The organism is Lacticaseibacillus hulanensis (assembly GCF_004010095.1).
GTDB lineage: Bacteria > Bacillota > Bacilli > Lactobacillales > Lactobacillaceae > Lacticaseibacillus > Lacticaseibacillus hulanensis.
Genome location: NZ_RRYD01000002.1, coordinates 1 through 23,881, shown reverse-complemented (window position 1 = coordinate 23,881; position 23,881 = coordinate 1). Strand labels below are relative to the sequence as shown.

The following is a 23,881-nucleotide window of genomic DNA, read 5'->3' as shown; positions in this document are numbered from 1 at the left end:
AAGCCGTCACGACTTTTTCGATCATGTGACGACTTTTTTAATTTATTTCTCAGCAACTGCTGGTGCAGCGGCGGCGGTGACGGTGATATTGCCATCACTCATCCGTGCTTCCAGTGCGGTCACGTCTGGGTGATCGAGGTAGTAGTCCGCAATGCGGTCCTCAATCTGTTCTTGAATGACCCGGCGAAGTGGACGTGCACCCATGGCTGGGTTGTAACCCAGTTCCACGAGCTTCTCCTTGACTGGTGCCGTTACGCGAATGCTCAGCCCCTGCGCCAAGATGTTCTTGTTGGTGTCATCAATCATCAGGTCGACAATCTTAAGTAGACTGTTCTTGCTGAGTGGTTGGAACTCAACAATGTCATCGAAACGGTTCAGGAATTCAGGCTTGAAGTAGTTACCCAGCTGCGCCAGGATGCTGTGGGTGGTGCCGTTGATGCTGGCAGAGAACCCAACGTTGGCTTCGGCGTCCGTTGCCCCGGCGTTCGTGGTCATGATGATAATCGTATCCTTGAAGGAAACCACACGACCCTGACTGTCCGTAAGACGGCCATCGTCCAGAATCTGCAGGAACATGTTCATGACGTCAGGGTGCGCCTTTTCGATTTCGTCGAGCAAAATCAAACTGTATGGGTTACGACGAACCTTTTCGGTCAGCTGACCAGCTTCCTCGTAGCCAACGTAGCCAGGAGGGGAACCGATGAGCTTAGACACACTGTGCTTCTCCATGTATTCCGACATGTCGAAGCGAATCATCGAATCCTCAGTCCCGAACAGGGCGGAAGCTAGCTGCTTGGCGAGTTCAGTCTTACCAACACCAGTTGGGCCAACGAACAGGAAACTGCCGATTGGCCGGCCGGTCTTGTTGAAACCGATGCGGTTGCGGCGAATTGCGCGGGCAACCTTATCAACTGCTTCGTTCTGTCCAATAACCTTGCTTGCCAAAGTCGGAGCCAGACTCTTCAGTTGCTCCTGTTCTTGGTGCTTAAGTTCGCCAACAGGAATGCCGGTCTTTTCCTCGACAATCTGTTCCATGTCCTTCTCGGTGACCTTGGGCTGCTGGTCTTCAGGCAAGTCCGCCTGATCCTTTTGCATCTTCTCGAGCTTAGTTACCTGGTCGCGGTAAAATGCGGCCTTTTCGTAGTCCTCACTCTTTAGGGCGTCCTGCTTCTGGGCTTCGGCATCCTTAATCTTCTTGTCAATCACTGCGGGGTCAATCGCCGTGATGGTCAGATTCTTGCGGCTACCGGCTTCATCGAGCAAGTCGATTGCCTTATCAGGCAGGTAACGGTCCTGAATGTAGCGGGCAGATAGCTGCACCGCCGCATCGATGGCGTCCTTCGTGTAGTGGACGTGGTGGTACGCTTCGTAGCGTGGCTGGATTCCTTCCAGAATCTTGACGGTTTCCTCGGTCGATGGTTCGTTGACCGTAATCGGCTGGAGCCGCCGCGCTAAGGCAGAGTCCTTTTCAATCGTCCGGAATTCGTTGCTGGTGGTGGCCCCAACGAGTTGGAGTTCGCCCCGAGCAAGTGCAGGCTTCAGAACGTTACCCGCGTCCATTCCGCCTTCAGCGTTACCGGCACCCACGATTTCGTGGATTTCGTCGATGAACAAAATGATGTCTTTGCGCTTCTTGAGTTCATCAAGCAGCTGCTGCATGCGCTGTTCAAACTGACCCCGCATGCTGGTGCCCTGAACGAGGGAAACAACATCGAGCCGGATGACCTGACGATCTTGCAGCTTTTGTGGTACCTCGCCGTTTGCAATCTTCAGCGCAAGGCCCTCAACAACAGCGGTCTTACCAACTCCGGCCTCACCAATGAGGACGGGGTTGTTCTTTGTGCGCCGGTTGAGAATTTCAATAACACGGGCAATTTCCTTGTCCCGCCCGATAACGGGATCAATTTCGCCGTTCTTGGCTTGGTCAGTCAGGTTAACCCCGAACTGGGCCAGTAAGCCGCCACCGCCATTGCCGTTGCCTTGTCTTCTGCCGCGCATCTGCTGGTTGCTGGTGTTGCCGCTTTGCGGACTGCCTGCTCCCGCATTGTCGCCACTCATGGCGCGGAAAATATCGTCCAGGCCGTTAAACCCGAACGGATCGTTTGCCTGGTTAGTCGACTGCTGGTTCATATTCTGCTCCTTCAATTGCTGGTAGCAGTTCTGACATAGGTTGACTTCTTGGCGGGAACCGTTGACGTTAGTGTACAGATGAATCGTTGCTGGATTCTTTTTGCAGTTCTCACACAACACTATTTGTCACAACCTTTCTATAGATGGTGTGCGGCCGCAAAGGTCAAAAACACATTTGCTTTTATTTGACCTTTCTTGACCATGACCATAGTATAACTCAGAGCCAAATATTTGCAAGCACTCTAGACCCGAGAGTGCTAATTTTGTTTCAAGGCAAATTAGCAGTTGTGTCCGGCAGCGTTTTTAACGCCCTGAAAGTGACTTTCGCTAGCGGCAATCGGGCGGATGGCCCAGCGAAATTAGCGAGACGGGGGAGTATACCAGCTGCTGCACTGGCCGGCCAAAAGGGGACTTGTGCACCGGCCAAAATTAAAGTTTAAGAAAACTTTTTCACAAAATTCACCTTTGCGGATAATCGCCGGCACTTTGGCATTTATTTCGGATTAGTACCGTATATGCCTAGGAATAATCCAGAAATTTTGCAAAAATGAAAAGGCGTGCATTGTCTTGTAACCGATTGCGTGTTAAACTAATTTGCATTCTGAAAAGGAGGTATCATTCGTGGCAACTGACTATGTCGAACTTATGGACAAGCTGCGCGCTGGCGAGATTGAGGAGATTGAAATCGACTCGACGAACTTCATGGCCTTCCGTGACGCCTGGACGAATTATCCAGAGCGCAAGGAAATCGTGGGGACAGCAAAGCGTGGTGGGAAAATCATTTACCACTATGTGTCCGCCAACGCGTAACCGCTCTTATAAAAGACTTGTTAACCGCTCGTAAAAATGGTAACCTTTACAGGAATTGATTTTAACCAGACCAAAGGAGAGATTTTTCATGGAAACTCGTGAATACAACGTTATTGCAGCTAGTGGGATCCACGCCCGTCCAGCAACCTTGCTTGTTCAGGCAGCAAGCAAGTTTACCTCAGACATCAACCTTGAATACAAGGGCAAGTCTGTAAACCTTAAGTCCATCATGGGCGTTATGAGCCTTGGTGTTGGCCAGGGTGCCGACGTAACCATCTCTGCTGAAGGTGCCGACGAAGCTGACGCAATTGCAGCTATCGACGACACGATGAAGAAGGAAGGCCTGGCTGAATAATGACCAAGGAACTCCAGGGTATTGCCGCGTCCGACGGGATTGCTATCGCTAAGGCGTACATGCTCGTTCAGCCCGACTTGTCCTTTACCAAAACAACAGTTGAAGACACAGCAGCCGAAACGGCGCGTTTTGATGCCGCTATCGAAGCTTCCAATGCTGACCTGAAGCTCATCCGTGCAAAAGCGGTTGAATCACTCGGGGAAGAAGAAGCTCAGGTGTTCGATGCCCACATGATGATTCTGGCCGACCCTGAGTTCACTGGTGCTGTTAAGTCTAAGATTGAAGACGACAAGGAAAACGCTGAACAGGCACTTTCAGATGTTTCTTCAATGTTCATTGCTACATTTGAAGCAATGACCGACAATGCATACATGCAGGAACGTGCAGCGGATGTCCGCGACGTTTCCCAGCGTGTACTCAGCCACCTGCTTGGTGTTCAGCTGCCAAACCCAGCGCTCATTGACGAAGAAGTAGTTGTGGTTGCCCACGACCTTACGCCAAGTGACACTGCTCAGCTCAACAAGAAGTACGTTAAGGCTTTTGTCACCGATATCGGTGGCCGGACCGCGCACTCTGCGATTATGGCTCGTTCTCTTGAAATCCCAGCTGTTGTTGGGACCCAAGACATCACGAAGTCCGTTAAGAACGGTCAGCTGCTTGCAGTTGATGGTTTGACCGGGCAGGTTGTGGTGGACCCAGATGCAGATCGTCAAGCTAAGTTCGAGAAGGAAGCTACTGACTACGCAACCAAGAAGGCAGAATGGGCTCAGCTCAAGACTGCATCGACGGTAACGGCTGACGGTAAGCACTTCGACCTTGCTGCTAACATTGGTACGCCTAAGGACCTCGATGGGGTTCTGGCTAACGGTGCCGAAGCAATTGGCCTGTACCGGACTGAATTCCTGTACATGGACTCTGCTGAACTCCCTAGCGAAGACGACCAGTTCGAAGCATACAAGCAGGTTGTTGAAACAATGAACCCTAAGCCTGTGGTTGTGCGCACAATGGATATCGGGGGCGATAAGCACCTGCCATACATGCCACTTCCAGAAGAAATGAACCCATTCTTGGGCTACCGTGCAATCCGGATTAGTCTCGACCGGCAGGAAATCTTCCGCACCCAGTTGCGTGCACTTCTTCGTGCATCCGCATTTGGTAAGCTACGGATTATGTTCCCAATGATTGCGACACTTCAGGAATTCCAGGCAGCTAAGAAGATCTTCACTGAAGAAAAAGAAAAGCTTGTTGCTGATGGCGTTAAGATTTCTGACGACATCCAGCTCGGGATTATGATTGAAATCCCAGCAGCTGCTGTCCTTGCAGACCAGTTTGCTAAGCAAGTTGACTTCTTCTCCATTGGGACCAACGACCTGATTCAATACACGATGGCTGCTGACCGTGGTAACGAACACGTTTCTTACCTCTACCAGCCATACAACCCATCCATTCTGCGCCTCGTCAAGCACGTTATTGACTCGGCACACGCAGAAGGCAAGTGGGTCGGCATGTGTGGTGAAGCAGCTGGTGACCCAATCATGGTGCCACTCCTGCTTGGCCTCGGCCTCGACGAATACTCCATGAGTGCAACCTCCATCTTGAAGGTTCGTTCCCTCATGAAGAAGCTGTCCACCGAAGACATGAAGAAGCTCGCTGACACAGCGATTAACGAGAACATCTCCAACGACCAGAACAAGGCCCTTGTAGAAGAGAACGTTAAGTAATGTCAGACCATACGAAAAGCCCCCACGCATTGCGTGAGGGCTTTTTTGTATATATTGCGCGTCGTTGCGGCAAAGATTCACTGCCGAAGCACGTGTTAGTCCAGGTATTCGTGTGGTGCGAGCACCTTGTAGCCCGTCTCGTGGTAGCCGCCGGTCTGCGCCGCGCGGTCCATGTACTTGCGCATTGGTTCGAATGCAGGGGTTTCCTTCAGTTTGAAGAAGTCCGTGCTCCGTTCCCAGGACGTAATCAGGACGTACTGAATGCGTTCGGACTGCGCGCGGCCAAGGGTGATATTGCCGATGCCGGGGAAGTGGTCCTTGGCGTTGAAAATCTTGTCCATACCGTTAGTGAATAATGTTTCTTGATCCTTGGTGATGTAGAAATACATGAACTGGATGAACTCACCATATTCGATGGTGCCAGTTGTGCGTGCAACGGTGAATCTGATTGGGACGCTAAATTGGCCTTGACCGGACATATCGAGCAACATGAAGTTCTGTGTGCTGGCGCTAGGCTTGAGAAGGTACGCCGGTTGCGGTACCTTAGAAATAAGGGTGTTTAAGAACTGTTGTGAACCGAAAACTGTTTGCAATGATTTGGTCATCGTTACACCTCCTTAACTCATTATATCGCTTTCACGGCTGTTTAGGCGGTAAACAGGTGACTTTTAAGGATGACAGACTTAGCCGGGAGGAAAACTAATATGCAAATTCGAATTCTAGGATATTATGGGGGTTACCCCGCAGATGGCATTGGCACGAGTGGCTACCTGGTAACCAGCGGGGACTTTAACCTGCTGATGGACGCTGGTAGTGGGGTGCTGCTGGAACTGGAAAAGCATCTGGACCCGTTGCAGCTGGACGGGGTGCTGCTGACACACTACCACCACGACCACACGGCTGACGTGGGCACGCTGCAATACTACTGGCAGCTGCGTCCCGGCGACAAGAAGGAGCCAGTCTTGCCAATTTACGGGCACACGAAGGATCCACTCAATTTTGCCGCGCTCACCTTTGGCAACTTCACGAAGGGCGTCGGTTATGCGGGTGAGTCTAGGCTTGAAGTCGGACCGTTTACGCTGACCTTCCTTGAAACCGAGCACCCGGTTCCAGCGTTTGCGGTACGCATTGTTGAGCGGGCAACAGGCAAAATCGTGGTGAACACCAGTGACACGCGCTACTTCGCCGGTCTTGCACCATTTGCCCAGGGGGCGGACTTGCTGATGGCGGACACGAACTTCCGCAACAGTAAACCAAAGCCGCGCTGGCACTTGACCGGCGGCGAGGCGGGCCAGGTCGCCGCGGATGCTGGGGTCAAGGAATTACTCTTAACGCACCTACCGCAAACTGAAGATCTAGAGGCGCTGCGGCAAGAGGCTGAAACAGCGGCTGGAAGCATCCCGGTTCTGCTTGCAAGTGATGGGCCGGTATTAACAATTTAATACGATTATACATTTTTAAATAATAAAGAGTTTATATTCCGAACGTTTGGTGTTACACTGATATTTCGAGTGTTAAAGAACAGATTAGACGATTTTCCAATGTGAAAACGTCGCTGAAAGTTAGGGGGAGACATCATGGAAATGGAACGAATTAACGATGATACGATTCGTGTTTTCATGGACACACAGGAGCTCAAAGACCGGGGAATTCAGATGGGTGACCTTGTGGCAAACCACAAGCGCATCGAGAAGTTCTTCTATGGTGTTCTTGAGGAAGTGGATGTCGACCACACTTTCACAGATAACAGTGCCGTAACCTTCCAGGTGATGCCAAGTGGTGAGGGCCTCGAGATTTTCATCTCCCGGACCGCCCTTGGTGACGATGATGATGCCCTTGAAGATGCCCCGGACGATTCCGGCAGTGGCGAGATGCCAACGGACAAGTTTAGTCGCCTCGCCCGGGAGACACTAGCCAAGTACACCGACAGCAAGCCTGCTGCGGATAAGGCCGACGTCAAGGATGAAGAGGACTTCGAATTCTTCGGCGATGGTGACAGTGCCGCGTTGACGTTGCAGCTGCCAGACTTTGAGGCAATGATCAACCTGGCCAAAGAGCTCCGGCTTGAAGGTGGGGTAAGTGACCTGTACAAGTTCCGCAACCAGTACTTCCTAGTGCTGCGGTTCTACAGCAACATGGTTAGCGAGACTGAGGCGCAGGTCCAGATGAGTATTGCAAACGAGTACGGGTTCAGCACAAACGTGACTCCGGAGATGCTTGAGGAGCACGGCGACCACGTCATGGCCACCAGCGCACTGGAAACAACCCGGTACTACTTCGCATAAAACGTAATTAGCAAAACTCCGAGCACAAATGTGCTCGGAGTTTTTTTGCATTTTCATTGTCTGCGGGCCGCGCCCAGTGGCTACGGAGGGTGAATTAATGGCCGGCATTGATTCAAAACAAGGCAATAAGCTGTAATATTGGATTCTTACTTATGCTTTGTTCTGGCTGACGTTTTCATTTTTGCGGTATATTGTACCCAGCGAAGCACACTCGAGGCCCAGCCCGGACCCGGAGGCCAAATGCCGGGGCGTGGAGCCGCTAGCTCATGGCCAACCTTACATGATGTAGCGGATAAGCGCGAGGGAGATGACGCCGACGACGGCGATGACTAGGAGTGATCTGGTCAGGATCGCCGCGATGAAGCAGGGAATTGCTGCCAGTGTGTTCGGTACGTTGAGCGTTGGCAGCGAGCCCAGGTGCTGGACGAGGAGATTATCGAACAGCAGCGCGCTCATGATGGCGACTGGCACGAAGCTGAGGAAGTCGACCATCCAGCGGGGCATCCCCCATTTTTTCAACACGACGAACGGCAGCACCCGGCACAGCCACGTGACGAGGCCGGTCGTGATGATGACCAGTAACATGTAACTAAATGTTGGTGTTTGCACGGCGACGGACCCCCATTCCAATTAGGCAGGTGACGATGGTGACGACAAGGACAAGCAGACTGCTGGGAATGAAAATCATCCCAACGTAGGTCAAAACAAGCACGAGGAGCACCAGCTCAACCTGAAAGCTGAACTTCATGCTGTGGTCACCAATCATCTGCAGATACAGCAGCCCGATGAACATGGCCACGAGGGCGTAATCCAGTCCGAATTTTTCTGGATCTGGAATTAGGCTACCAATCAGGTTACCCGCAACTGAGGCCGCGGCCCAGGTCGAGTAGGCAAAAATGTTGGCCGCGGTTAGCCAGGGGTAGCTTAATTTGTGGTCGGTGAAGTTGAGCTTGCTCATCGAGAGCGCAAAGGTTTCGTCCGTGAGCAGGGTGCCGACCGCAATGTTCTTGCCCATGCTTTCGTCGGCGAAATACGGGGCAACAGTCATGCTGGTCAGCAACATTCGCGCGCTGAGCATGAAGACGGACAGGACAATCGAAATGAGGGGACTCTGCGCGGCGACCATGCTGACAATGACGAACTGGGCGGCACCGCTATATGTAATGAGGGCGAGCAACAGGGCAATCCAGACGGACATGTCCGCGGCCCGGCTGACAATCCCGAAGGCCAGGCCAATGCCGATGTAGCCGAATACGGTGGGCAACGTGTCTTTCAGGCCGGTGCGAAAAGTTAAATCAGAATTCATAGGTTTGGCTCCTAACACTGTCGAATTAGTAAAAATAGACCGCAACAGCGGTCTATTTGATTGGAATATTAAGCATGGTTAGAGGAAAGGGGCTTGTCGTCATATTCAACCAAGTGCGATAGCTTTGCGGCCTGACTGCGAATTTCGTCAGGCAGGGTTTGCGCAATCGTGAATGTCGTGGTCATCTTGTGCGGATTGAAATCCCCGGGGACAGTCACAATGGAGTAGAAGGTGTTCGCGGCATTTTCCGGAATCCCAGACAAGGTATAGGCGGTGAGTTCCGCTTCGTCCTTGGGCAATTGGTTCAGATAATCGGCAAGTGCGCGGTAGGAGTAGTAAACCGTCTCTGCGTACGTCACCCCTGAAGCTGAGACATGCGGAATGTTCAAAAATTCAATTGTGTATCCGTTGTCTGTTTTGACGTTTTTTGCAACGAAGAAGTAACGCCGTTCATTTTTAGCCATATCTATCCCTCCTCCTACTTCTAAAATTATAACATGGTTAGAGAAAATAGCCAATACTATTAAAGCTCTAATCAGGATTTTTCTTATGATTGTTGAAAGTTCGGTATTGTGACAAAAAGTCGTGCACAACAGTTTCTAATTTTGCCACAAGCCGCGCCATCCGTAAATAGGAAAGAGAGAATCTGGAGTCACTTTATTAACAACTTTAGAAACTACTCTGGCAACTTAACGGCTCACGATAATTTGTCGGAAAAATGCGACGATTTTGCGGGACAAAATGCGCCTTTTCCGGATGCTTTTGATGAAACTTTGCTGAATGGGTCGTGAGATTTGTCCCCGAATTCCGGGCACTTTGGCTGGATGACTGTGAAGTTTCACCCTGGTTTAGCGGCAGGGGCATTGCGTCACTTTTTTTCACAAAGGGGTTGGCAAAGGTTTGGTGCCCGTGCTATACTACATTCTGTTGTTGCGGTCGTAGTTTAGTGGTAAAACTCCAGCTTCCCAAGCTGGTGTCGCGAGTTCGATTCTCGTCGACCGCTTCATCCCAACCTAATGATAGAGAGGAACCGGACAGCGCCATTTCAGTGAGCTTACTGCAGTGCGATGTAAGCATGAGCAATCCGGGGCGCGTTCTTGAAGGTTTACAATCTAACATTAGAGTGGGCGGTAACGCCAACAAGAGTGGTACCGCGGGCAGGTGGCTCGTCTCTTCTATTTTGAAGAGGCGAGCTTTTTTTATATTCTAGGAGGTTAATGATGGATTTCAAACAACAAGTAATTGATGCGATTACCGCTGCTTTGGGCGATGAGCTGACGCAGGAACAGATCACCAAGCTGATTGAAACACCGAAGAGCAATGATCTTGGGGACTATGCATTCCCAACGTTCATTCTGGCTAAGAGTCGGCACATGGCGCCGGTGAAGATTGCTGCCGAACTTGCAGATGCAATTGATGCCAGCCAGTTCGAAAAGGTGGTCGCAACTGGCGCATACGTGAACTTCTTCCTCGCCAAGACAACCTTTGCCAAGGAAGTGCTGGCTACGATTGCGGAGCAGGGCAGTGACTACGGTAAGCAGGACCTCGGTCACGGCAACGTGCCCATCGACATGTCCAGCCCCAACATCGCTAAGCCAATGTCCATGGGGCACCTGCGTTCGACGGTGATTGGGAACTCCATCGCCAAGATTTTGACCAAGGTCGGCTACACGCCAATCAAGATCAACCACCTGGGTGACTGGGGGACACAGTTCGGGAAGCTCATCGTTGCCTACAAGAAGTGGGGCAGCGAAGACGCAGTTAAGGCCGACCCCATCAAGAACCTGCTGGAATACTACGTGCGCTTCCACAAAGAAGCGGAAACCCAGCCAGAACTGGACGATGAAGCACGCGCCTGGTTCAAGAAGCTTGAAGACGGCGACGCGGAAGCAACCCGCCTGTGGAGCTGGTTCCGTTCCGAAAGTCTGAAGGAATTCAAGCGCATTTACGACATTCTCGGCGTTGAGTTCGACAGCTTCAACGGTGAAGCCTTCTACAACGACAAGATGGACAAGGTCACGGATGAGCTTGAGGCAAAGGGTTTACTCCAGGAGAGCCGCGGTGCCGAAATCGTTGACCTCAGCAAGTACGACCTGAATCCGGCTCTGATTCGCAAGAGCGATGGCGCAACGCTGTACATGACGCGGGATCTGGCTGCGGCCATTTACCGGCACGATGAATACCACTTCACCCAGAACCTGTACGTCGTTGGGATGGAACAGACCGAACACTTCAAGCAGCTCAAGGCCGTGCTCAAGGAAATGGGCAAGGACTGGTCTGATGACATTCACCACATTCCGTTCGGCCTGATTACCGCCAACGGGAAGAAGCTGTCCACGCGTAAGGGGAACGTCATCCTGCTCGAAAAGGTGCTCGGCGAAGCGGTTGATTTGGCGAAGGTGCAGATTGCTGAAAAGCACCCAGACCTGAAGAACGCCGATGAAGTTGCGGATGCAGTCGGTGTTGGCGCCGTGGTCTTCCACGACCTGAAGAACGAACGGGTTGACCAGTTCGACTTCAACCTGGAAGAAGTGGTTCGGTTTGAAGGTGAAACGGGCCCATACGTGCAGTACACGAATGCCCGGGCTAACTCCATCCTGGCCAAGACGGACGCCAAGGCAGATGCGACCGTCACCCTTGATGACGCCAACGCATGGCCAGTCCTGAAGCAACTCGGTGCTTTCCCAGACATGATTGCACGCGCAGCCAAGGAATACGAACCATCCGTGATTGCCAAGTACGCGCTCAAGCTTGCCAAGACCTTCAACCAGTACTATGCACACACCAAGGTTCTTGTTGATGACGCGGGCTTGCCAGCACGTCTGGCACTGGTTCAGAGTGTTTCCGTTGTTCTGACAGAATCCCTCAACCTGCTCGGCGTTAAGGCACCTAAAGAAATGTAATGAATCGGGCAACGCGGCGGGTAGTCGGCGCGTTGTCCGATTTATCATTTTACAGTAGATTGATTTTTATACATTATTTTGCATATTATCAGCCGTAATGGTGTATAATTAACATATGAAATTACGCAGTGCGCCTGGTGATTCGTATCTAGACGCGCTATCAAAGGAGGAACCGATATTGAAAAAGGCAGAGCGGCAAGAAGCCGTAGCCAAGATTATCGGCACCAAGGTTGTTCAGACGCAGGAACAGCTGCTGAAGGAACTCCAAAAGGCAGGGATTTTTGCAACGCAGGCGACCGTTTCGCGGGATATTCGCGAAATGCGCATCGTCAAATCCAAGGACCTAAGTGGCAACAGCCGGTACACAATTTTGCAGCAGGGTAACATCAGCCTCACCGAGCGGCTTAACAGCACCGTGCGCGAGGTCGGCGTGAGCATTACCCGGGTGATGTTCATGAACGTGATTAAGACATTACCAAGCAACGGGAACTTGCTGGCCGCACTAATCGACGACGCTGATTTCCCCCAGGTTGCGGGCACTGTGGCTGGGCACGACACGATTGTGGTCATCAGCCCAGATGAACAGGGCGCCATCTGGTTCAACGAGCAGTACAACGACGCAATGCGGGTTGACTAACGCTGCGCTTTGATTTCGGGGGCGTTTGTTGCCGCGTTTACTTTGAAGCCGAAATGAACATGAATGAGCAAGGCCCGCAGCGGGGAGCAAATCCTCACTGCGGGCCTTGTTTGTTGCCGGTAATGCTGCTGAGTTTGGCTGAGCGCGCACTGCTAGTCTTATATTTAGTTTGAACAGGTAACCTAGTGCTGCGCTTTGCCCATACTTGGTACTTCGAAGTTCGCTGGGCAACTGATTGTAAGTTGCTCATCCGCAAATGGCCGCGTCAGGGTCATCGTGGTGGCATGCAGGTACATGCGTGCTGCCGATTCGGTGCCGTACAGTGGATCGCCGATAATGGGGAAGCCGATGTGCGCCAGGTGGACCCGCAACTGGTGGGTCCTGCCCGTTTCGAGGGTGAGGGCGACGGTTGCATACGGGCCGAAGCGGTGCAAAACGCGGTAGTGCGTTCTTGCCGGCAAGCCATCTTCGCGGACCTCGCGCCGGCGAATGTCGTCATCCATGTGGCCGATGGGGGCGTCGATGGTGCCAGCGTCCGGAATGTCGCCGGACACAAGCGCGGAATAGGTTCTGGCCGCGGCCTTGGTGGCGAGCTGGCGGTTAATGATGGCCTGGCTGAGCGGATCTTTGGCGACCAGCAGGATGCCGCTAGTGGCCATGTCGAGCCGGTGGGTGATGAAGGCCGGCTGCCCCAGGTAGTGGCCAATTCGCGCAATCATCGTGTCGGTGTCCGTGTCCTTGTTGGGGTGGGTTTTGAGGCCCGCGGGCTTATTCACCGCCAGCAGCTGGTCGTCTTCATAAATCACGGCGATGGGCCCGGGGAATGGCTTAACGGTAGACTCCTCGCCCGCATAGTGCAACTCGACGGTGGCGCCGGCCGCTACAGCTGCACTCATGGGCTGGTAGGTGCCGTTCACCGTAATCCCCTCGGTCATGCGCAACTGGCCCTGCAGGTGCTTGGGGATGAGCCAGTGCTGCATTAGCGCACGGACGCTGGGCATCGCGGGCACATCATAAATTTTTTGGTAAAAATCGGTCAAAAGTCGCACCTCAATTAGTGAAGGAATATGTAAAGTAGTACATGGGCGGCGGGGCGGCCACGATTTTATGCTAAAATTAGATGGTTATCGCCCCGTTTTCATCGTTAAGAGTTATTATAACGAAAATATTGACAAAAAACTGAAGGGAAGTGAAGTTCGTGGATTGGCAGCAAATTCGTGCGTGGGTCAAACGGGTCATTGCGGCTGCTTGGCACTGGCTCGGCCGGATTCAGCGGCGGTTTCAGCTTGTTCGGTGGTTCATTTTGATCATGCTCACGTTCATCTTGGTGTTGTCCGCGTACTTCACCTACAAGGCCAAGACGTCAAACGTCGAGAACATCAAGAGCAGTTTGCAGACGAAGACGACCGTCTACGACCAGGATAACAAGTCTGCGGGTAATTTGTATTCCCAAAAAGGAACTTGGGTCGAACTGGACAAGATTTCCGTCAACGTCCAAAACGCGGTCATCAGTACCGAAGACCGCAGCTTTTACACCAACCTTGGTTTTGACATCAAGGGGATTCTCCGGTCGGTCGTGAAGCTAATTATCAACCGCGGGGCCATCACCGGTGGGGGGAGTACGCTCACCCAGCAGCTGGCCAAAAACACCCTGTTGACCCAGAAACAGAGTTTTGCGCGTAAGGCCCAAGAACTGTTTCTGGCCGTACAGATCAACAAGGTTTACTCGAAGAAGGACATCCTGACGATGTACCTGAACAACGCCTACTTCGGTAACGGGGTGTGGGGCGTGGAGGACGCGTCCCGGCGCTACTTTGGCAAGTCCGCGAGCCAGCTCACTGCTGGGGAGGGGGCAACGCTGGCGGCAATGCTGCGTAGTCCTAGTTTTTACAACCCAGTCGACCACATGGACCACGCGATTAGCCGCCGGAACCTCGTCTTGGACCTTGAAGTGGAGGCTGGTCACCTGACCCAGAGTCAGGCGAACGCGGCCAAGCAGACGCGGCTCGTGCTGCGGAACACGTACAAGGCCGACAATGCGGACCGGTACCCAGACTACTTCGATGCCGTCATCAGCGAGGCAATTAAGGATGGCGTTTCCGAGAACGACATTTTGAATAAGGGCTACAAGGTTTACACTACCTTGGACCAAACCTACCAGCAAAAGATGGATAACACGTTCCAGCGCAGTTGGTTGTTCCCAGCAAACGCAAGCGACGGGACGCAGGCACAGGCCGCCTCCATTGCGGTTAACCCCCAAACCGGTGGGGTGCTGGCCGTAGTCGGTGCGCGGGGCAAGCACGTCTATCGCGGCCTGAACTACGCGACGTCGATGTCGGGCCGCTCACCGGGTTCGACCTTGAAGCCGCTCATGGTTTACACCCCGGCGCTTGAAAGTGGCATGCACTACGACACCGAACTGTCGGACGAAAAGCAGAGTTTCGGGGCGGACAACTATACGCCAACGAACGTTGATGGGGTGTACCAGAAATCCATGCCGATGTACCTGGCGCTGGCCAACAGTGTCAACGTTCCCGCCGTGTGGACGCTCAACAAGATTGGCCTGCAAAAGGGAATTAACAGTCTGGGCAAGTTCGGCATCGACCTCGATAAGTCGGACCGGAACCTGTCGGCGGCCCTCGGTGGGACCAGCACCAAGATTACACCGGAGATGCTGGCGCGCGCCTACTCGACGTTCGCAAACAACGGGAAGATTCCGGAGACCCATTTCATCCGCAAGATTGTCGACGCGACCGGCACGGTGGTTTACCAGGATAACAGCAGTAACAAATCAATTATTAGTAGTTCCGTTGCCAAAGAAATGACGAGCATGATGATTGGCACGTTCAATTACGGATCGGCAGCCAAGGCTAAACCAAATGGCTTCACGGTCGCCGGGAAAACCGGGACCAGTCAGGTTTCCTGGACCACTGCCGGCCAAAAAGACGAGTGGATTGTTGGTTACACACCTGATATTGTGGTTGCAACCTGGACCGGCTTTGCATACACTGATAAGGACCATTACCTGACGGGTGCGGGCGGAACGGTTAAGACCATCTTCAAGGACGAAATGGAAGGCATTTTGCCGAACACGCCGCAAACCAGTTTTGGCACGTCTGATGCCCAATCAATGGCACGCAGTAACGGTACGGATACTGGCACGGATAACGGCTCCAGCAGCGATGTTTGGGGCGATGTCCAGGACAGCGTGCAAAAGGGTGTGGAAAGCGCGAAGGAAACCGTTGGCAACTGGGTCGACGGAATCAAGTCACTATTTCAGTAGCCGGCCTGCGCAACCGGATAGTCATTATTAGGAGGAGCCCCCATGATTAACATTTACGACACAGCCAACGAGATGGCTGAAAACTTGCAGAAGACCGAACAGTTCGAAGCCTTGAAGCACGCCTTCGATATGCTCAAGCTCGACGCGGTTGCTTACGGCCTTTTCAAACAGTTCCAGGACAAACAGCTTGAACTGCAGCAAAAGCAGGCTCAGGGCCTCGAATTTGCCCCAGATGACCTGTCTAAGCTTCAGGAATTGGGCGACAAGATTAAGGACATCGAGCCAATCAAGGAGCTCATCCAGAAGGAACAGGCATTGGCCCAGTTGATGGACGAGATGAACGCCATCATCAGCAAGCCAATCGCTGACTTGTACCGCTAAACCAAAAAGCCCCAGCCGCTGACATTGCGGTTGGGGCTTTTGTTATGGCGTTCGGCGTTCGGTCAAAAAAACACCCAGACGATTGCCTGAGTGTTTTTTGCGTAACGTGCTTATGCAAGTGCGCCCATTGGATCCCATGGTGCAAGGAGGGTTGGCTTGTCGTATTCAGCCTTGATGACAGCGTTTTGGTCATCGGTGAGGAACTTCTTGTTCACAACAACCTGGTAGACGTATTCGTCGAACCAAGCATCGGAAGCAACGAAGTAACCCTTCGTGCCGACCTTGTCGCCCCAAGAGTTCTCAACCTTCCACTTGGTTGGCTTGCCGTTCACGATGTCGACACCGGTCAGAACCATGGCGTGGGTCATGAGGGACTGAGCGTAGTCGAGGCGTTCGCCCTTGGTCATGGCGAAGGAGGTGTTGAACAGGCCGTCCTGGTCGTAGATGCCTGGGTTCATAATCCCAACCTGACGATCGGATTCCTTACCAACATCACTACCGAACCAGACAGATTCGCCGGCTTCGAGCTGACGGATTGCCGCTGCCTTGAAGTCTTCGATGGACAGGTTCAGGTGGCGAACTTCACGGCCGCCGATAACGTTACCCAGCATTTCAACCGTGTACAGGTGGTCAAAAGGCTTGTCGGCGGTTGGGGAGTTGATGAGTGACTGGTAGTCGTCAAGGTTCCAGCCGATGTACTTGTCGTAGAAGGACTTAGGGGTCAGGCCCTTGTCGATGTGGTAGTTCTTGTCGTCATCACGGTATTCGAAGTCGAATTCCGTTGGTGGGTTGCCAAGCGTGTAAGCGAGGATGCGGTAAACTTCGGACAGGAACTTGTTCTTGGTTTCTTCGAGTTCATCCTGACTTGCGCCTTCGCTAACGAGCTTCCGCAACGCAACTGCATCGCGACGCAGCTTGAGGTTCAAGGTTGCGTTCAGTTCGTTACTCTTGGAAGAAGAGTAGGTTTCGGGCATCACGGACTTAGGCACGATACCGTACTTGTCGATGAGTGCCGTCAGCATGTCCCACTGACCACCATCTTGTTGTGGGGTGGTGAGCAGGAAGGCAACCTTGCGTGAGTCGGTTGGCTGGTCGGCGGTGGCAATCACGTTTTCGTAGAAGTAGTTGGACTTTTCAAACTTGTCCCAGAAGAATGTGTAGTTCTGAGAAAGTTCGAAGTCCTTGAGCTTGAACTGAGCCTGGATGGAGTGACGCATCGTGTTGAGGGCGGCGAACATCCAGCAACGGCCAGACTGCTTCTGGTTGGAAACAGCACCGGTAGTCAAATCGATGGAGAAGGTTGGTGTAAGTTCAACCTTGCTGGCCGTGTCCTCGGATGTGGCCAAAATCCCGTTGTTCATTACGGCTTTTTGCAAAGCACTGGATGCGGGCGTTGCGGCGAGATCCTTAGCGTACTGAGCAATATTTTCTGAAGAAATTGCTTTCGTCATTAAAAGTTCACTCCTTAGTTTTGAATATCATTATAGATTCGTTAAATAGTGTAACACAATTAGCGTAAACTGTCCCAGATTGGCAGGTCAATTGCGTCCTTATCGAGGGCCGCCTTGATTTCGGGACTGAGCAGACTCTTCTTGATGACAACCTCGTAGGCGTAATCGGTGAACCACTGTTCATCCGCAACAAAGTAGCCGTCGTGCCCGTTTTCCTTGCCCCAAGAGTTTTCGACCTTCCACTTGGTTGGCTGGCCGTCAACGAGGTCAACACCGGTGAGCACCATTGCGTGCGTCACTTCGGCCTGGCGCGTTGCAAAGCGGTCACCCTTGCTCAGTGTCATGTTGGTGTTGAACAGTGCGGACAGGTCGTAAAGGTTGCCTTCCAGCGTGCCACTCTTGCGGTCGGAGTTCTCGCTGACGTCATTACCAAACCAGACCGTCTCACCGGACTTAATCTGGGCAATGGCCATGGCTTCGAGGTCCTTTTGCGGAACGTTCACGAAGGTGACGGGCCGGCCGCCGACAACGGTGTCCTGACTTGGCATGTGGTATGGCTGGTAGTATTCCTTGCCGGCCTCTGGTGTGCTGGCGAGGGTCACGTAATCATCCAGGTTCCAGCCGATGTACTTTTCGTAGAAGGTTTTAGGCGTCAAATCGCGGTCAATGTGGTAATTGTTGTCCTTATCCCGGTACTCGAAGTCGAACTTCTGGGCTGGTTCGCCGTAAGCGTAGGCCAAGATGCGGTAAATGGTACTCAACTGGCTTTGCTTCAAAGCTTCAACTTCCTCGTCTGTCGCGCCGTCAGCAATTGCCTTGCGCAGTTCAATCGCATCCTTGCGCAGCTTGAGGGTGAGCGTTGCGTTCAGGGCGCCGGTGCGGGAGGAGTGGTACGTCTCGGGCATCACGGACTTGGGCACAACGCCGTACTTAGCAATCAGGGCTGCGGCGTTGTCGTACTGACCGCCATCGCCGTTTGGGTCCGCCAAGTAGGCCGCAACGGTGCGGTCGGTGATGGGCTTGTCCGCGGATTCGATGATGTGCTGCAGGAACAGGTTGGATTTTTCCAACCGGTCGTAGAATGCGTTGAACGCCTGGGAGAACTCCAGGTCCTTAATGCCGAATTTTGCACTCGTAACGTGGCGCATTGTGTTCAGCTCTGAAAACAGCCAGCACCGCCCCGATTGTTTCTGGTTGGTAACGGCATCGGTGCTGATCTCGTCAGAAAAGACGGGGCTAAGCGCGCTTTTACCGAGAATGTCACGGCTTGCGGCCAGTGGTCCCACGTTCTGCACCGCCTTGGCGAGGGCACTGCTGCCGGGGGTTTTAGCCAAATCCTGCTTGTAAGCGGCAATCTGGTCAAAACTAATACTTTTTCCCATAATTCAGACCTCCTATGTAAACTGGGTTAATTCCTTGTGTTCGTAGCTATGCCAATGGTGGCAACGTACACAAGTGTACCCTATTTGGTCGGGGAGTAAAACATTAATATGAGAGAAAAATGGCGAAAGGGGGAGCAAACGGACACTAGATTCAAAGTGAACGCAAAAAGCCACCAAGGGGAGAGAATGTGTCCGCCTTGGTGGCTCGTTAATTATTGGTTTGCAGCAACGCACGGGCAAAATACCCCGGCGTGCGTGGCAGAATTGGTAGCCAAAACTACAGCAGTTTGGTCAGGTGGACCCCGCGCACGCTGCGCACCTGATCAGCCACGATGAGGGCATTTGCGTCCAAACTGCTGACCAGACTTAATGCCTGGGGCCAGATTTTGGATGTGCAGATGAAGTAGACCACATCCTGGTTCGTGCCGCTGTGAAAGCCCGTTGCCTTCAGCATGGTCACGCCCTGGCCGAACTGTTCGGTCAGCGCACTAGCGATGGCCTCGTGCTTACTGGAGATAATCATGAGCGACCGCTTTGCCCCGAACCGGTCGAGGTACATGTTGAGGACGACCGCCGAGACGTACAGCTCGAGCACCGTGAGCAACATGTTCTGAAAGCCGATGATGAACCCCGACGGAATGGCCACGCACAGGTCGAACATGAGGGTGGCCGTCCCGTTTTTGATGCCGAGGTACTTGTTGACGATTTTGGCCAGGATGGTGCTGCCCGCGATGGTGCCATTCGCCCGCAGAATCACACCCATGGCGATGCCCATGAGCACCCCGCCGAAGATTGCCGGAATGATGGTTTGGCTGGTGTGGTAAGTAAACAGCACGGGCAGGTGCAGGAACAACGAGATGCAGGCCACCGCCCACAGGGAATAGAAGACGGTCGCCTTATCGAGGAAGCGAAAGCCGATGAGCATGATGATGCCGTTCAGCACCAGGTTCGTGAGCGCCGGCGGAATATTCAAGGCGTAATAGCCAATTGTGGTGAGGCCGGTGACACCACCTTCACCAATCCGGCTGGGGATGAGCAAGTAGTTGATGGCAACGGCGTAAAAGATTGCGCCGAGGACGATAAACAGCGCATTGCGGAGAATGTGTTTCAAGATGTTTCCTCGATTCAACGTCGTGGGGTAGTTCGCGCAAACTCAGACGCGCTTAACGGGCCTTGATGACCTTCGCGCCGTCCTGGGTGCCGACCACGATGGTGTTAACGAGGTCAAGGAACAGACCGTGTTCCAGAATACCGGATTGCGAATCCAGAAAATGTGCGAGCAAGTGGGGGTGCTTGATTGCGCCCATGTGCAGGTCAATGACGTAATTTTTATTGTGGGTCAAAACGCGCTTGCCGTCAGCGTCCAGCCGGAAGTGGGGGTGCAATCCCTCAGCCTCAAGCCGCTGGAAGACGCGCTCGCAACCGAACGGAATTACTTCCGTTGGGAGCGGGAATTTGCCCAGAACTTGGACGAGTTTGCTCTCATCGACAATCCAGATGTTGCGGTGGCTGTTAATCGCCACCATTTTTTCAAGCGTGTGCGCTGCGCCACCGCCCTTAATGCCCTGGTAGTGCGCGTCGATTTCATCGGCACCGTCAATTGTGAGGTCAATGTGGTCGACTTCGTTCAGGTCGAGCATCTTAATGCCGAGGCCGGTTGCTTGGTCGGCGGTGCGGCTACTGGTGGCGACGGCCTGAATGTGGAGGCCCTCAGCCTGAATGCGGCGCGCAATCGCCTCAACGAGGAAGAAGACCGTTGACCCGGTTCCGAGACCGATTGTCATGCCGTCTTCAACAAACTCGGCGGCGCGCTCTGCAGCAACTTTTTTCAATTCACTTTGATCCATGATTGTCCTTTCGTAATTGGGCGTGAAGCAAATTCACGCGTGCGTTTGGTTTACTTGGTGGGGCGCAAGACGTCCGCGTATTCACTGCGGCGCTGGAACTCCTTGGCCGCAAACGTGCACAGCGGTTCAATCAGGAAGTTATCGCGCCGGGCCTCATCGACGACCAGCTTAACCAGTTTGCCCGCGATGCCCTGTCCGCGCAAACTGGGGTCAACGTAAGTCCGTTCGATAACAACGTTTTTGCCATCATCAATCCGCGGATAGACAACTTCAGCGAGTAACTTGCCGTCCGGACTGGTGATAAAGTAGCGGCCATCTTCGTGCTGGAATTCCATTTGTTCAAACCTCCATTGGTTGACACGCCTGCATAATATCCTAATTTTACCACATTTATAAATTAGCCAGACAGGGCATTAATGGGCGGTTACTCAACGCGCGGGCGTGGTTCGGAAACAGATATTGAGTTGCCAGCCTAGGTACCGCGCGCAATTGTCACACATTCGTTGTGTTGCACGTGTTCACCCGGTGGGCCTGCCGTGATAGACTGGAAGCATTAACAGAATGTGAGGGCAACCATGGCAAAGCGTGGATTTGAAATAGTAAGTAAGTACAAGGACGACGGGCTCAATTTACCGGTCCGGACAACGAAGAATGCAGCTGGGTATGACTTTTTTGCGCGCGAAGATTTCGTGCTCAAGAGTATCTGGCGGTATGACTTCATCCGGCTTTTTCGGCTGATTAAGAATGAGCACCCACTGACGGGCGAGGATTTCACCCGCGCGGAGAAGGTATTGAAGCCAATGCTCGTGCCAACGGGGATTAAGGCGTTCATGCAGCCGGATGAGGTGCTGATTCTGGCTAACCGCAGCAGCAATCCGCTCAAGCGCGGGCTGATTTTGCCCAATGGTGTCGGGGTGATTGATGCTGATTACTACAATAATAAGGATAACGAAGGCGAAATCTTCTTTCAGCTCGTTAACCTGAACCCACGCGACGTGGTGATTAAAAAGGGCGAGCGGCTTGGTCAAGGTATCTTCATGCCGTATCTTGCGGTTGATGGGGATGACGGCGCCGCCGCAGCGGAACGTAAGGGTGGCTTTGGCTCAACCGGCTTCTAGACAATTTGCGCAATAACGGAGGTAATCATGGCAAAAACACGAACACGTTATGTTTGTGAGAACTGCGGCAACGTCTCGGCCAGCTACTTAGGGCGCTGCCCCGAATGCGGGGCGTGGAATACGATGGTTGAAGAAACCGTTGCACCCGAACCGACAGCAGCCAGCAAGCCACGCACCAACATCGACGGGCACAAGGTTGTACCGCAGCGGATGAACTCCGTAACAGCGCAGCGTGAATCGCGCGTGACAACCAAGTTGGCGGAGTTGAACCGCGTTCTTGGTGGCGGGATTGTTCCGGGGTCCTTAATCCTGATTGGTGGTGACCCGGGGATTGGTAAGTCAACGCTGCTGCTGCAGGTGAGTGGCCAATTGTCTGCCGACCACGGCACGGTGCTGTACGTCTCGGGTGAAGAAAGTGCTAGCCAGATTAAGCTGCGGGCAGAACGCCTGGGCGTGGCTGATTCCGGCATGTATTTGTACCCGGAAACGGACATGCCGAGCATCATGGGTGCGGTCGATGATCTCCAGCCGGACTACCTGATTATTGATTCCGTGCAGACGATGAACGTGCCAGACATGAATTCAGCGGTCGGGTCGGTTGGCCAGATTCGTGAGGTGACGGCCGAGCTGATGCGTCTGGCCAAGAGCAAGCAAATCACGATTTTCATCGTTGGCCACGTGACCAAGGATGGCGCAATCGCTGGGCCCAAGATTCTGGAACACATGGTGGACACCGTCCTGTATTTCGAAGGTGACATGCACCACACCTACCGGATTTTGCGTTCGGTGAAGAACCGTTTTGGGAGCACGAACGAAATTGGTATCTTTGAAATGCGTCAGGGCGGCTTAACTGAGGTGGCCAATCCGTCCGAAATTTTCCTCGAAGAACGGCTTGCGGGCGCAACCGGCTCGGCGGTCGTTGTCTCGATGGAAGGAACACGACCAATCCTGGTGGAAATCCAGGCATTGATGACCCCGACGATGTACGGAAACGCGAAACGCACGAGTAGCGGCCTGGACCACAATAAGGTCAGCCTAATCATGGCGGTCCTCGAGAAAAGGGCGAACCTGCTGCTGCAGAACCAGGATGCCTACCTCAAGGCGACCGGTGGCGTGCGGCTGGACGAACCTGCAATTGACCTCGCCATCGCGGTGGCAATTGCCAGTTCGTACCGCGATGAGGAAATCCCCGCGACTGACTGCTTCGTTGGCGAAATTGGACTGACGGGCGAGGTGCGGCGCGTGAACCGGATTGAAGACCGCGTGCGCGAGGCGGCAAAACTCGGATTCAAGCGCATCTTCGTCCCGAAGAACAACCTTCAGGGGTGGGACGTACCGACCGACATCAACGTGGTCGGCGTCACGAGCGTCGCGGAGGCGCTGCACAAGCTATTCGGGAATACAGGAGCACGCCCACCACGCGGCATCGTCAACGAAGGGTTCTAATCTCTAACCACATGGCGTCTTTTGGCGTTCACACATTGTTACGCGGTCGGGCTCCGCGCTGCGGGGTTTGGCCTCCGGGTCCGGGCTGGGCCTCGGGTGTGCTTCGCCCGGGTCGCTGTGGCGGTCGTCTGGAGCCGGAAAAGCGCCGTCTCCAGACTAAAAATTTAGCTTTGCATCGTCGCAGCCTGAGTCTAACTCGTTCGCTACGTAGCGATTAAATTTTCGGTCTATCTCGTAATCAACATTCTGACAGCTCCTCAATGCAAATCTAAATTTTTCCCACAAAGAAAAGAGGTGTGCCAACCGCAAAAACCGCGGTCGTCACACCTCTTTTCTTTGTTGCCACGGCTGGGCGGCACACCCGAGACCCAGCCCGGACCCTCCGACCAAACCCCACAACGCTCCGCTGGATAATGGTATAGATTCAGGACCCAACACCAGCTTCAAAGAGGGAAAACTGAGCAAGCCTGAGGGAATTACCTTGGTTGTGAATTTCTCAGTTGTACTTAGAAATCGGGAACAAGGACTTTAACCACGTTGTAGCGACTGGGTGGGGACGGTGCGCGTGTAGTGCGGCTGGGATTTTCCTGTGAAAGCTATGGTGAGAGAAGACCAATGCGGTTCTTGCATTGGGCTTCTCCACACCATAGCCGGCAAAAATTAAGACCCGCTAGGAGGACAAAGCTTTTCCAGCGGATCTTAACAACACGTATTAGTCTCGTAGACCCCAAGAAGCAGATGCGGGGCTGAATTTTCTACCGTTAGTCAAGCACAATCCCCGACATTACAGTATTTTTCTTTTATTATCTTTAGCTGAATGTGCCGT

General features: G+C 53.2%; 22 protein-coding genes and 1 tRNA gene. 12 read left to right on the top strand and 11 right to left on the bottom strand.

Features of this window, described 5'->3' with window-relative positions; genetic code table 11:
- Nucleotides 1–42 precede the first annotated feature (42 nt).
- Nucleotides 43–2,250, bottom strand: coding sequence for an ATP-dependent Clp protease ATP-binding subunit (locus EKN00_RS00940; RefSeq protein WP_164847977.1), 2,208 nt, complete (start codon nt 2,248–2,250; stop codon nt 43–45).
- A gap of 501 nt (nt 2,251–2,751) precedes the next feature.
- Here EKN00_RS00940 and EKN00_RS00935 point away from each other — a divergent pair.
- The 3 genes from EKN00_RS00935 to ptsP all read left to right on the top strand — a co-directional run bounded on the left by EKN00_RS00935 (nt 2,752) and on the right by ptsP (nt 5,016).
- Complete coding sequence (locus EKN00_RS00935; protein ID WP_127848261.1) at nt 2,752–2,940, top strand: hypothetical protein; 189 nt, start codon at nt 2,752–2,754, stop codon at nt 2,938–2,940.
- 88 nt (nt 2,941–3,028) lie between these two features.
- Complete coding sequence (locus EKN00_RS00930; RefSeq protein WP_127848260.1) at nt 3,029–3,295, top strand: phosphocarrier protein HPr; 267 nt, start codon at nt 3,029–3,031, stop codon at nt 3,293–3,295.
- Nucleotides 3,295–5,016, top strand: a complete 1,722-nt coding sequence (gene ptsP / locus EKN00_RS00925; RefSeq protein WP_127848259.1) for a phosphoenolpyruvate--protein phosphotransferase — start codon at nt 3,295–3,297, stop codon at nt 5,014–5,016. The genes EKN00_RS00930 and ptsP overlap by 1 nt, the downstream gene beginning before the upstream one ends.
- Before the next feature lie 95 nt (nt 5,017–5,111).
- On the opposite strand, the gene EKN00_RS00920 is transcribed toward ptsP, so the two are convergent.
- Complete coding sequence (locus EKN00_RS00920; RefSeq protein ID WP_127848258.1) at nt 5,112–5,621, bottom strand: hypothetical protein; 510 nt, start codon at nt 5,619–5,621, stop codon at nt 5,112–5,114.
- A gap of 99 nt (nt 5,622–5,720) precedes the next feature.
- Between EKN00_RS00920 and EKN00_RS00915 the strand changes: the two genes are divergently transcribed.
- A complete protein-coding gene (locus EKN00_RS00915) occupies nt 5,721–6,458 on the top strand; it encodes an MBL fold metallo-hydrolase (RefSeq protein ID WP_127848257.1) in 738 nt (245 codons plus the stop codon).
- Between the two features lie 135 nt (nt 6,459–6,593).
- Nucleotides 6,594–7,301, top strand: coding sequence for an adaptor protein MecA (locus EKN00_RS00910; protein WP_127848256.1), 708 nt, complete (start codon nt 6,594–6,596; stop codon nt 7,299–7,301).
- 276 nt (nt 7,302–7,577) lie between these two features.
- Here the strand turns inward: EKN00_RS00910 and EKN00_RS00905 are convergent, their stop codons facing one another.
- The 3 genes from EKN00_RS00905 to EKN00_RS00895 form a co-directional block, all read right to left on the bottom strand.
- Nucleotides 7,578–7,886 carry an AzlD domain-containing protein gene (locus EKN00_RS00905; RefSeq protein ID WP_127848337.1) on the bottom strand — a complete coding sequence of 103 codons (309 nt, stop codon included), beginning with the start codon at nt 7,884–7,886 and terminating at the stop codon, nt 7,578–7,580.
- Nucleotides 7,887–7,890: 4 nt separating this feature from the next.
- A complete protein-coding gene (locus tag EKN00_RS00900) occupies nt 7,891–8,607 on the bottom strand; it encodes an AzlC family ABC transporter permease (protein ID WP_127848255.1) in 717 nt (238 codons plus the stop codon).
- 68 nt (nt 8,608–8,675) lie between these two features.
- Entirely contained in the window at nt 8,676–9,071 is a 396-nt protein-coding gene (locus tag EKN00_RS00895; RefSeq protein ID WP_127848254.1) for a hypothetical protein, read from the bottom strand.
- A gap of 468 nt (nt 9,072–9,539) precedes the next feature.
- On the opposite strand from EKN00_RS00895, the gene EKN00_RS00890 reads away from it, so the two are divergent.
- From EKN00_RS00890 to EKN00_RS00880, 3 genes are all read left to right on the top strand, one after another.
- Nucleotides 9,540–9,610 (top strand) — tRNA-Gly (locus EKN00_RS00890).
- Nucleotides 9,611–9,827: 217 nt separating this feature from the next.
- A complete protein-coding gene (argS, locus tag EKN00_RS00885) occupies nt 9,828–11,510 on the top strand; it encodes an arginine--tRNA ligase (RefSeq protein WP_127848253.1) in 1,683 nt (560 codons plus the stop codon).
- Nucleotides 11,511–11,688: 178 nt separating this feature from the next.
- Nucleotides 11,689–12,147 (top strand): arginine repressor, encoded by a 459-nt coding sequence (locus EKN00_RS00880; protein ID WP_127848252.1) that lies wholly within the window; start codon nt 11,689–11,691, stop codon nt 12,145–12,147.
- A gap of 182 nt (nt 12,148–12,329) precedes the next feature.
- Here the strand turns inward: EKN00_RS00880 and EKN00_RS00875 are convergent, their stop codons facing one another.
- Entirely contained in the window at nt 12,330–13,148 is an 819-nt protein-coding gene (locus EKN00_RS00875; RefSeq protein ID WP_127848336.1) for an RluA family pseudouridine synthase, read from the bottom strand.
- A gap of 197 nt (nt 13,149–13,345) precedes the next feature.
- Between EKN00_RS00875 and EKN00_RS00870 the strand changes: the two genes are divergently transcribed.
- On the top strand, nt 13,346–15,430 hold the full coding sequence (locus tag EKN00_RS00870) for a PBP1A family penicillin-binding protein (protein ID WP_421825359.1): 2,085 nt from the start codon (nt 13,346–13,348) through the stop codon (nt 15,428–15,430).
- A 42-nt stretch (nt 15,431–15,472) separates the two neighbouring features.
- A complete protein-coding gene (locus tag EKN00_RS00865) occupies nt 15,473–15,811 on the top strand; it encodes a YlbF family regulator (RefSeq protein WP_127848251.1) in 339 nt (112 codons plus the stop codon).
- Nucleotides 15,812–15,921: 110 nt separating this feature from the next.
- Here the strand turns inward: EKN00_RS00865 and EKN00_RS00860 are convergent, their stop codons facing one another.
- The 5 genes from EKN00_RS00860 to EKN00_RS00840 form a co-directional block, all read right to left on the bottom strand.
- Complete coding sequence (locus EKN00_RS00860; RefSeq protein ID WP_127848250.1) at nt 15,922–17,262, bottom strand: C1 family peptidase; 1,341 nt, start codon at nt 17,260–17,262, stop codon at nt 15,922–15,924.
- A gap of 59 nt (nt 17,263–17,321) precedes the next feature.
- Complete coding sequence (locus EKN00_RS00855) at nt 17,322–18,644, bottom strand: C1 family peptidase (protein ID WP_127848249.1); 1,323 nt, start codon at nt 18,642–18,644, stop codon at nt 17,322–17,324.
- Nucleotides 18,645–18,921: 277 nt separating this feature from the next.
- Nucleotides 18,922–19,758: a YitT family protein gene (locus tag EKN00_RS00850; RefSeq protein WP_421825364.1), complete on the bottom strand. Its 837-nt coding sequence runs from the start codon at nt 19,756–19,758 to the stop codon at nt 18,922–18,924.
- Between the two features lie 49 nt (nt 19,759–19,807).
- On the bottom strand, nt 19,808–20,491 hold the full coding sequence (gene rpiA, locus EKN00_RS00845; RefSeq protein WP_127848248.1) for a ribose-5-phosphate isomerase RpiA: 684 nt from the start codon (nt 20,489–20,491) through the stop codon (nt 19,808–19,810).
- Between the two features lie 50 nt (nt 20,492–20,541).
- Nucleotides 20,542–20,865, bottom strand: coding sequence for a GNAT family N-acetyltransferase (locus EKN00_RS00840; RefSeq protein ID WP_277749619.1), 324 nt, complete (start codon nt 20,863–20,865; stop codon nt 20,542–20,544).
- Between the two features lie 201 nt (nt 20,866–21,066).
- On the opposite strand from EKN00_RS00840, the gene EKN00_RS00835 reads away from it, so the two are divergent.
- Nucleotides 21,067–21,609: a dCTP deaminase/dUTPase family protein gene (locus EKN00_RS00835; RefSeq protein WP_127848246.1), complete on the top strand. Its 543-nt coding sequence runs from the start codon at nt 21,067–21,069 to the stop codon at nt 21,607–21,609.
- Nucleotides 21,610–21,636: 27 nt separating this feature from the next.
- Nucleotides 21,637–23,055 carry a DNA repair protein RadA gene (gene radA, locus EKN00_RS00830; RefSeq protein WP_127848245.1) on the top strand — a complete coding sequence of 473 codons (1,419 nt, stop codon included), beginning with the start codon at nt 21,637–21,639 and terminating at the stop codon, nt 23,053–23,055.
- Nucleotides 23,056–23,881: the final 826 nt, after the last annotated feature.

What these genes read in the sequence shown, in the direction of transcription:
- EKN00_RS00895 (WP_127848254.1), bottom strand. Translation starts at nt 9,071, where the DNA reads ATGGCTAAAAATGAACGGCGTTACTTCTTCGTTGCAAAAAACGTCAAA.
- EKN00_RS00860 (WP_127848250.1), bottom strand. Translation starts at nt 17,262, where the DNA reads ATGACGAAAGCAATTTCTTCAGAAAATATTGCTCAGTACGCTAAGGAT.
- rpiA (WP_127848248.1), bottom strand. Translation starts at nt 20,491, where the DNA reads ATGGATCAAAGTGAATTGAAAAAAGTTGCTGCAGAGCGCGCCGCCGAG.
- EKN00_RS00910 (WP_127848256.1), top strand. Translation starts at nt 6,594, where the DNA reads ATGGAAATGGAACGAATTAACGATGATACGATTCGTGTTTTCATGGAC.
- EKN00_RS00900 (WP_127848255.1), bottom strand. Translation starts at nt 8,607, where the DNA reads ATGAATTCTGATTTAACTTTTCGCACCGGCCTGAAAGACACGTTGCCC.
- radA (WP_127848245.1), top strand. Translation starts at nt 21,637, where the DNA reads ATGGCAAAAACACGAACACGTTATGTTTGTGAGAACTGCGGCAACGTC.
- EKN00_RS00915 (WP_127848257.1), top strand. Translation starts at nt 5,721, where the DNA reads ATGCAAATTCGAATTCTAGGATATTATGGGGGTTACCCCGCAGATGGC.
- EKN00_RS00905 (WP_127848337.1), bottom strand. Translation starts at nt 7,886, where the DNA reads ATGTTACTGGTCATCATCACGACCGGCCTCGTCACGTGGCTGTGCCGG.
- argS (WP_127848253.1), top strand. Translation starts at nt 9,828, where the DNA reads ATGGATTTCAAACAACAAGTAATTGATGCGATTACCGCTGCTTTGGGC.
- EKN00_RS00875 (WP_127848336.1), bottom strand. Translation starts at nt 13,148, where the DNA reads ATGCCCAGCGTCCGTGCGCTAATGCAGCACTGGCTCATCCCCAAGCAC.
- EKN00_RS00835 (WP_127848246.1), top strand. Translation starts at nt 21,067, where the DNA reads ATGGCAAAGCGTGGATTTGAAATAGTAAGTAAGTACAAGGACGACGGG.
- EKN00_RS00855 (WP_127848249.1), bottom strand. Translation starts at nt 18,644, where the DNA reads ATGGGAAAAAGTATTAGTTTTGACCAGATTGCCGCTTACAAGCAGGAT.
- EKN00_RS00865 (WP_127848251.1), top strand. Translation starts at nt 15,473, where the DNA reads ATGATTAACATTTACGACACAGCCAACGAGATGGCTGAAAACTTGCAG.
- EKN00_RS00920 (WP_127848258.1), bottom strand. Translation starts at nt 5,621, where the DNA reads ATGACCAAATCATTGCAAACAGTTTTCGGTTCACAACAGTTCTTAAAC.
- EKN00_RS00930 (WP_127848260.1), top strand. Translation starts at nt 3,029, where the DNA reads ATGGAAACTCGTGAATACAACGTTATTGCAGCTAGTGGGATCCACGCC.
- ptsP (WP_127848259.1), top strand. Translation starts at nt 3,295, where the DNA reads ATGACCAAGGAACTCCAGGGTATTGCCGCGTCCGACGGGATTGCTATC.